Source organism: Cellulosimicrobium sp. 4261, from assembly GCF_040546915.1.
In the GTDB taxonomy this organism is placed as follows: domain Bacteria; phylum Actinomycetota; class Actinomycetes; order Actinomycetales; family Cellulomonadaceae; genus Cellulosimicrobium; species Cellulosimicrobium cinnabarinum.
In genome coordinates this window covers 44,257-52,705 of record NZ_JBEPOQ010000003.1, presented here as the reverse complement: position 1 = coordinate 52,705, position 8,449 = coordinate 44,257, and the positions used below count along the sequence as shown (strand labels likewise).

Below are 8,449 nucleotides of genomic sequence, written 5' to 3'. Positions count from 1 at the left end.
GCCTCAGGCGCTGCGGCGCTCCTGCGGCGCCGCGACGTCGGCGAGCAGGCGGCCGAGCACGGCCTCGTTCGACGCGCCCGCGAACTCGGCCTCGGGGTCGAGCACGAGGCGGTGCGCCCACGTCGGCTGCGCCAGCTCCTTGACGTCGTCCGGCAGGACGTAGTTGCGCCCGTGCGCGGCGGCCCACACCTTCGCGCAGCGCACGAGGGCGAGCGCACCACGGACGGAGACGCCGACGCGCACCTCCGGCGCGTTGCGCGTCTCCTCGGCGAGCCGCGAGACGTACTCGAGCACCGCGCCGTCGACGTGCACGCGCGCGCCGAGCTCGGCCATCTCCGTCACGGCCTGCGTCGTGATGAGCGGCTGGAGCGTCTTGCTCCGGTCGCGGACCGACGCGCCGGAGAGGATCTCGACCGTCGAGGCGTGGTCCGGGTAGCCGATCGACGCCTTCATGAGGAAGCGGTCGAGCTGCGCCTCGGGCAGGCGGTACGTCCCGGCCTGCTCGATGGGGTTCTGCGTCGCGATGACCATGAACGGGCGGCCGACCTCGTGGCCGACGCCGTCGACAGTGACCCGGCCCTCCTCCATGACCTCGAGGAGCGCGGACTGCGTCTTGGGCGAGGCGCGGTTGATCTCGTCCGCGAGGACGATGGACGCGAAGATCGGGCCCTGGTGGAACTCGAACTTCCCCGTCTTCTGGTCGTAGATCGTCACGCCCGTCACGTCGGACGGCAGGAGGTCCGGGGTGAACTGGATGCGGTTGTTCGTGCCCTGGACGCTCGCGGCGAGGGCACGCGCGAGCGAGGTCTTGCCGGTGCCGGGCGCGTCCTCGAGGAGGATGTGGCCCTCGGAGAGCATGCACGTCAGGGTCAGGCGCACCACGTGCGCCTTGCCCAGGACGGCCTGGCCCACGTTGCCGACGAGGCGGTCGAAGGTCTGAGCGAACCAGGTGGCCTGCTCGGGGGTCATGGTGGTCATTCGTCGCTTCCGTTCGCTGTGCTGTCCGAGGTGGGGCGCGGTCCGCGCTAGTACCACGTCATGGTGTTCGTGCTCCCGATGGTCGTCTCGATCCGCGCCGAGCCGCCCGGCTGGCCGTAGACGCACTGCTGGCCGCCGGAGTAGTTCCCGTTCCCGTCCGTCTGCAGGGCGCGGCCCTGGGCGTCGCGACTGTAGTTGCCGGAGCCGATCTGCGACCCGCCGCCGTAGCACGTCACCCGGAACGCGGTGTTGGCCGGACCGTCCTTGATGGTGAGGTAGAGCTCGGCGCACGACGAGTGGCTGCAGTACCCCGGCCACTTGCCGTCAGGGAGCTTGTGGTTGCTCCCCTTGCTCACCGTGAGGACGGGCTCGGGCTTCTTGTCGGACGTCGCCGACCTGCACGTCTCCTTCGCGGCGCCCTCCGTCGGGATGACCCGGACGCAGATCTCGCGCGTCTCGGAGTAGCCCACCGAGAGGCTCCCGGATCCCTGCTTCTGGTTCGACTGGACGGCGCCGCGCACCTGCACGGAGTAGTCCCGCCCGTTGCCCGCGGTCGACCAGCTGTACGTGATCGAGCGGTCGCCGCCGTTCATCGACACCTCCGGCGCCGGGATGGGCCCGTAGGGCGACTCCTCGTTCGCCGTCGCCGCCGCCCCCGGCTCACGCGCGCCGTCGACACCCGCGACCGCGCGTACCGCGATCCGGTACGGCTTGCCGTTCGACAGGCCGCCGACGACCTTGTTCGCGCCGAGCGCCTGCCAGCCGCCGCCGGCGTCGTACTGGTAGGTGATCTCGTCGGCCCGCACGCCGTTGCCCGACGCCGCGCCGAACGACAGCTGGATCTCGCCGTTCGCGCCGTTGGCGTCGGCGCTGAGGTTCGACACCGCTCCAGGCTTCGCGAACGCGCGCACCGGGTCGGACGCGGGCGAGAACTCGGCGTCGCCGAGCTTGTCCGTCGCCTTGTTGTGCGCACGCACGCGGAACGCGTACCCGGTCGTGTCCGCCGGGACGCCGATCGTGGTGGACGTCGCGCCGCCGTCGGCGGTCGCGGTCTGCACGACGCTCCCGCCCCGCAGCGCCTCGATCGTGTACCGCGTGAGCGGGGCGCCGTTGCCGTCCGGGGCGCCCCACGAGACCTGCATCTGCGACGTGTCGCCGATCGAGGTGCGCTGCACCGCCGGCTTGGCCGGCGCTGCCGGCTTGCCCGCCGGCGTCTCGGCCGCCGAGTAGTCACCCCAGTCCGAGGGGTCGGGGGCGAGGTTCACGGCCTGGGCACGCACCTTGTAGGCGACGCCGTTCTGCAGGCCGTCCCACGTCACCGACGTCCCGGTCAGGGCCGTCTTCTGCACGGCTCCGCCCGGAGGCGCGGGCGAGATCTCGAGGTTGACGGCCTGGATCGGCGAGCGGTCGGTGTAGGTCTTGTTGGTCCAGGTGACGGTGAGGGACGTGTCGCCGAACTCGAGGGTGGGTGCGGCGGGCGGGTCGGGCTTCTCGTCGGGTCGGGCGACGGCGGAGGCCGGGGAGGCGGGTCCGTCGCCGACGGCGTTGGTCGCGTAGACGGTGAAGGTGTACTCGACGTTGTTGGTCAGGCCGTCCAGGGTGCAGGTGGTGGTGCCGCAGGCCTTCTCGTAGCCGTTCTGGGAGCGCACGGTGTAGCCGGTGATGTCGGCGCCGTTGTTGTTCGGCGGGTCCCAGGTGAGCACGACGGTCTTGGAGCGGACCTCGAGGACCTGCGGGGTCGCGGGCGCCTCGGGCTTGCCCAGGACCTTGAGCTGCACGCGGCCCTCGACCTCGCGGTCGGGGTCCTTCGTCGCGTCCTGGATCCGGTACCGGACCACCATGACCCCGACGAAGTCGTCGCGCGGCGTGACGGAGACCTGGTCGCCCGCGACGGAGGCGGTCCCCTGGCCCGTCTCCACCACGGCGTCGACGAGGGTCAGCGGCGTGTCGGGGAACGGGTTGGAGTCGTTGGCCAGGACGGGCACGGTGACGGCCTTGCCCTGGTGGGCGTCGTCGACGGTGTCGGGGTTGGCGCGGGCCAGGGGCCGGGTGGAAGCCACGACGGTCAGGGTCGCGGTGCCCTCGACCGGGGGGTGCTCGCCGTCGGTGACGGTGATCGGGACCTGCACGACCGAGCCCTTGGGCACGTCCGGGGTCGCCTGGGCGCGCAGCGTGGTGCCCTCGACGGACACGGTCACGCCCTGGGCCTGGCCGGTGGCCCGGAACGTCAGGGGGTCGCCGTCGGGGTCGGTCGCGAAGCGCGCGAGGTCGATCGAGGCCTCCTCGCCCGCCGCGACGTCGAGCGTCGGGGTCGACAGCTCCGGCGGCAGGTTCTCCGGCGGGAGCACCTGCACGGGGATCGTCAGGACGTTCGTCCGACCCTCCGGGTCGTCCGGGCCCGACCCGTCCGTCACCTCGAACGACACCGACGCCGGGCCGGTGTAGTCCGCGTCCGGCGTGTACACGATCTCGGTCACGGACGGGACCTGCCGGTCCCCCTCGGTGACCTTGACCTTGTCCTCGGTCGTCAGCCGCGGGGAGCGGCCCTCGACGACGAGCACGTGCTCGGTGAGGTCGATGGGGAGCGACTCCCCCGCCAGCACCTCGAGCTGCGTGCCCGGACGCAGCGTGGGCTTCTGGTCGGTGAGGCCGGGGACCTTGACGAAGGCCTTGGCGGTCAGGCCGTCGATGTCGGTCGCCGTGTAGGTGATGACCTGGCGGCCCTCGGTGAGGGTGACGGTGAGCTCGCCGTCGGGGGTGACGCTCGCGGTGCTCGCGTCGGTGGTGACGGTGAGCTCGCTCGCGGCGCCGTCGGGGTCCTCGTCGTTGTCCAGGACGGGGACGGTGACCTCGGTCTTGCCCAGGATGTCCTCCACGGGCACGGTGTCGTCGCGCGCGACCGGGGGCAGCAGGGGCGCGTTCGCCGAGACGTTCACGGTGACCGCGCCGGTCGCGCGGGCGCCGTAGGTGTCCTGGATCTGGTAGTAGAACGTGTACGAGCCGTCCTGGTCGGGCGAGGTCAGCACGATGCGGTCGGCCACGACCTCGGCGTCCAGGTCGTGGGTGTCCTCGATCCCGCCCGGGACCAGGCCGACCTGGTCGCCGTCGGGGTCGGTGTCGTTGGCCAGCGCCGCGACCGAGACCGTGCGCCCCGGACGCACCGTCACCTCGTCGTCCACCGCGACCGGCGACTGGTTGCTCTCGCCCGGCCGCGCGATCCCCACCCGCACGGTCCCGGTCGCCGTCGCCCCGCGGGCGTCCAGGACCGTGTACGTGAAGGTGTCGAGACCGGTCGCGTTCTTGGCGGCCACGTACTCGAGGAAGCCCTCGACGACGCTCGCGGACCCCTTCGCGGGCGGCGCCGCCACCCCCGTCACCTGGACGGAGTCGCCGTCGGGGTCGATGCCGTCCAGGGGGACGGCGATGCGCACGCTGGACCCGGACAGCACCCGGGCCTCGATCTCGCGCGGCTGCGGCGGGGCGTTGTCCTCCCCGTCACGGATCCGGATCGTGACCTGGGCCGAGTCCTCCTGCCCGTTCGCGTCACGCACCCGGTAGATCGCGTACGCCGTGCCCGCCTCCGGGCCCGCCTTGAACCGCAGCGTGTCCTCCGAGACGAACGCCTCACCCAGCGCCGGGTCCACGTCCTGCTCCAGCTCGGGCTGCAGGAACAGCTCCAACCCGTCCGGGTGCGTGTCGTTCTTCAGCACCGGGACCGTCACCACGTCCCCGGCGTGCACCGTCACCTCGTCCGCCACCGCGTTCGGCGGCTGCAACCGCGTCGGCGCCGGCACCGGCACCACCCGCACCTCGCCCACGGCCGACTCCGTGCCGTTCGACACGGTGTAGGCGATGCTGACGGGGCCGTCGAGCCGCCGCAGCTCCGTGACGCGGAGCATCTGGTGCCCGAGGACGGCCACCGAGACGCCCGCGTCCGCCGGGACCGAGACCGACTGGACCACCAGGACGCCGCCCGCCGGGTCGGTGTCGTTCGCGAGCACGTCGACCAGGGTCGAGCCGCCGGTGGGCAGCAGTGCCGTGTCGGTGACGACGATCGGGGCGCCCTCGGCCGCCGACGGCGGCAGGACGTCGACCCGGACCAGGCCCGTCGTCGCGTTCGGGCCGTCGGTCACCTGGTACGTCAGGTCGTAGGAGCGCGGCTCCATCGAGAGGAACGTGAACGTGCCCGCGTCGTAGTTCGGCGTGATCTGCGCCGGCGCGGACTCCGACACCGACGCCAGCCGCAGCTCGTCCCCGTTCGGGTCGGTGTCGTTGCGCAACGGCTCCACCGTCACCGGCTGCCCCGCCGGCACCACCACGTGGTCGCTCACCGCGACCGGCGGCTGCGGACCCGGCACCACGTCGACCAGCAGCTTGCCCTCGAACACGCCGCCCTGGCCGTCCGCCACGGTGACCGTGACGATCTTGCGACCCGTCGAGCCGCCGCCGTCGCGCAGCTCGACCGTGCCGTCGGGGCGCGAGCGCACGTCGTCGCCCGCGACCGTCGCGGCCGCCGAGGCGAGGTAGAGGTCGTCGCCGTCCGGGTCCTTGAAGTACGGCAGCACCTTGATCGACGCCGTCCCGCCCTGCTCCACCCGGACCACGGGGTCGCCCGTCTGCTCCGGCGGCGCGTTCTCGCCCCAGGGCGAGACGCGCAGCGACACCGAGGCCTCCGCGGTCCCGCCGCGGCCGTCGGAGACGGCGTACCGGAACGAGCCCTCCCCGGTCGCGTCCTCGGGCACGACGGCCTGCAGCGCGGCACCGCCCATGATGGCCTGCACCGTCGCGTTCGACGGCGAGTCCCCGGCCAGCGACGCCGTCATCACGTCCCCGTCCGGGTCCACGTCGTTGCCCAGCACCGGCAGGATCGTCGTGCGCCCCGGACGCACCCCGAACGCGTCGTCCTTCGGCTGCGGCGGCCGGTTCGGCTGGGACCGGTCCGCGATGAACTGGTCCACCTGCTCCGGGTTCGTCAGCTCCGCGTCGGCCTCCTCACCCTCAGCCTCCTCCGGCATCTGCACGTCCCAGTCGTCGACCTTCTGGTACTCGTCCGCCGCCATCCACAACGTCCCCGCCGACAGGTCGTTCAGCACGATCACCTGCCGGTTCACCCGGTACTCCAGGCGCGCCTGCGGGTCGATCCCCTCCAGGCGGGTGTCCAGGTCACGGTCGGTGCCCTCGCAGTCACGGACCACCTGGCCGGTCGAGGCCCACGCCCCGTACGTGCACGACCCGAGCTGCACGGGCGCCGCCGGTCGCCCCTCGGCCGCGCGGCGGACCGCGTCGCCGCCGCCGAGCGGCTGCGTGACCAGGCCGCGCGACGTCGCGACCACCACGTCGTCGGACGCCGCCGAGGGCTGCTGCAGCCGCGCCTCCGCGCCGTCGTCGAGCGCCACCGCCTTGCCGCCGGGCAGCACGAGCTGCGACGCGGAGCGGTCCAGCACGACCGGCTCGTCGCCGACCGCGGTCACCTCGACCTCGGCACCCGTCCCCACGGGCAGCGTGGTGGACGCGGGCTCCCCCGAGACCGCGCCGCGCGCCGTCGTGCGGACGGTCCACAGCGTCCCCGTCGACGGGACCGCGACGAAGACCGTACCGTCCTGCGCGACGACGACGTCCCCGTCGCCCTCGACCTCGACCGTGGGGTCCAGCTCCTCGGCGTCGAACGACGTCGCGCCGTCGAACGGCAGGACCCAGAGCAGGCCCTCCTCGCCGTCGAGGATCGCGGTCGTCGCGCCCCCGGACGCGACCTGCGCCCCCGCCGGGAGGCGCACCTGGCCGTCGAGCTTGAGATGGGCGACGTCCACGGGCGAGGCGGTCCCGGTGCCCGCGTCCTCGAGGAGCACGCGGCCCGCGTTCTGCTGCACGTCGAACGACGCGCTGCCCGCGTTGAGCGTCCCGTCCATCGCCTGGGACTCGTAGTTGAACCGCCCCACCAGGCCGGCCGACGTCTTCGTCACCCACACGCCCGAGTCGTTGAGGTCCACGTCCGCCGTGGCCTCGCCCTCGGTGAACAGCGCGAGCCCCACCAGCGCGGTGGAGAACACCGACACGGTGCTCACCGACGCGACGGTACGACGATGCTCACGCAGGCGCGCCAGGAAACCCACAAGTCCTCCGAGGAGCCGGATCGGGAGGCGATCGGTCCCCTTCGCCGGCCCCCTCGATCTCGCACTTCCCAGGCGGCCCCACCGATCGCGCAACCGAGGATAACGGGAGAGCGAGTGAGATCCGACACCCGTCCCATGGGGAGAACTCCCCTCTCAGGCCGCGCGGTCCGGCTCCCCCGGCACCGACGCTCGTCGCGCGTGGCGCGCCCGGCCGGGCCGGACGGGTGTCCCGGGCAACCGGCCAGGGCTCTGCGGGGGCCCCGCGGGCACGACGCCCGCCGCCGGAAAGTTCACCCCGTCGACGGGTCAGGCGGCGCGGTCCGCCAGGGCCTCCGCGAAGGAGCGCAGCGCGTCGCTCACCGGCCCGGCGGGCAGCGCGTCGAGCTCGTCGACGGCGGAGCGGGCCCACCGGACGGCGAGCGCACGCGTCTCGGCGAGCACCTCGTGCCGGCGCAGCGCCGCGACGGCCGCCGCGAGCGCGGCGTCGTCGGTCAGGTCGGAGTCGAGCAGCGCGACGAGCGCCGCGTCGTCCTCCGTCGCGGTCCCCTGGGCGATGCGCGCGCGCAGCAGGAGGACCGGCATCGTCGGGACCTTCTCGCGCAGGTCGGTGCCGGGCGTCTTGCCCGACTCGTCGCCGGAGGACGCGAGGTCCAGCACGTCGTCGGCGAGCTGGAAGGCGACCCCCAGCCGCTCGCCGTACGCCGCGACCGTCTCGACGACGTCGGCCGGGCAGCCGGCGAACATCGCGCCGAGCCGCGCGGACGTCGACAGGAGCGACGCCGTCTTGTCCGCGAGCACCTCGAGGTAGTGCTCGACGGGATCGTCGCCCTCTCCCGGTCCGGTGGTCTCGTGGAGCTGGCCGAGGCAGAGCCGCTCGAACGTGCGGGCCTGGATGAGCACGGCCTCCGGGCCGAGCGCCGCGACCGTCGACGCGGCGCGCGCGAACAGCAGGTCACCGACCATGATCGCGACGGAGTTCCCCCACACCGCGTGCGCGGACGGCGCACCGCGCCGCACGGGCGCGGAGTCCATGACGTCGTCGTGGTAGAGCGACGCGAGGTGCGTGAGCTCGACGACGACGGCCGCCTCCGCGACCTCGGGCCGTGCCCCGTCCCCGAGCTCGGCAGCGAGCAGCGTGAGCAGGGGGCGCAGGCGCTTGCCCCCGGCGTTCACGAGGTGGCGCGACGCCGTGTCCGCGAGCGGGTCGGCGTGCGCGACGGCGGCCCGGAGCCGGGTCTCGACCTCCGCCAGGCGCTCGGTGAGCGCGGCCGCGAGCTCGGGGTCCGAGATCGGGATCGCGGTGGTCGTCACGGGAGCGGTCCGCTCACGCGGACCACGGGGCCCGGCGGGCGCGGAGGGGA

Annotated in this window: 3 protein-coding genes; all 3 read right to left on the bottom strand. The window is 73.5% G+C overall.

Annotated elements, in window-relative coordinates; all coding sequences use genetic code 11:
- Positions 1-3 precede the first annotated feature (3 nt).
- Positions 4-978, bottom strand: coding sequence for an AAA family ATPase (locus ABIE39_RS04795; RefSeq protein ID WP_186810340.1), 975 nt, complete (start codon positions 976-978; stop codon positions 4-6).
- Between the two features lie 47 nt (positions 979-1,025).
- A complete protein-coding gene (locus ABIE39_RS04790; protein ID WP_354050660.1) occupies positions 1,026-7,040 on the bottom strand; it encodes an Ig-like domain-containing protein in 6,015 nt (2,004 codons plus the stop codon).
- Between the two features lie 354 nt (positions 7,041-7,394).
- Complete coding sequence (locus ABIE39_RS04785) at positions 7,395-8,399, bottom strand: polyprenyl synthetase family protein (RefSeq protein WP_074808834.1); 1,005 nt, start codon at positions 8,397-8,399, stop codon at positions 7,395-7,397.
- Positions 8,400-8,449: the final 50 nt, after the last annotated feature.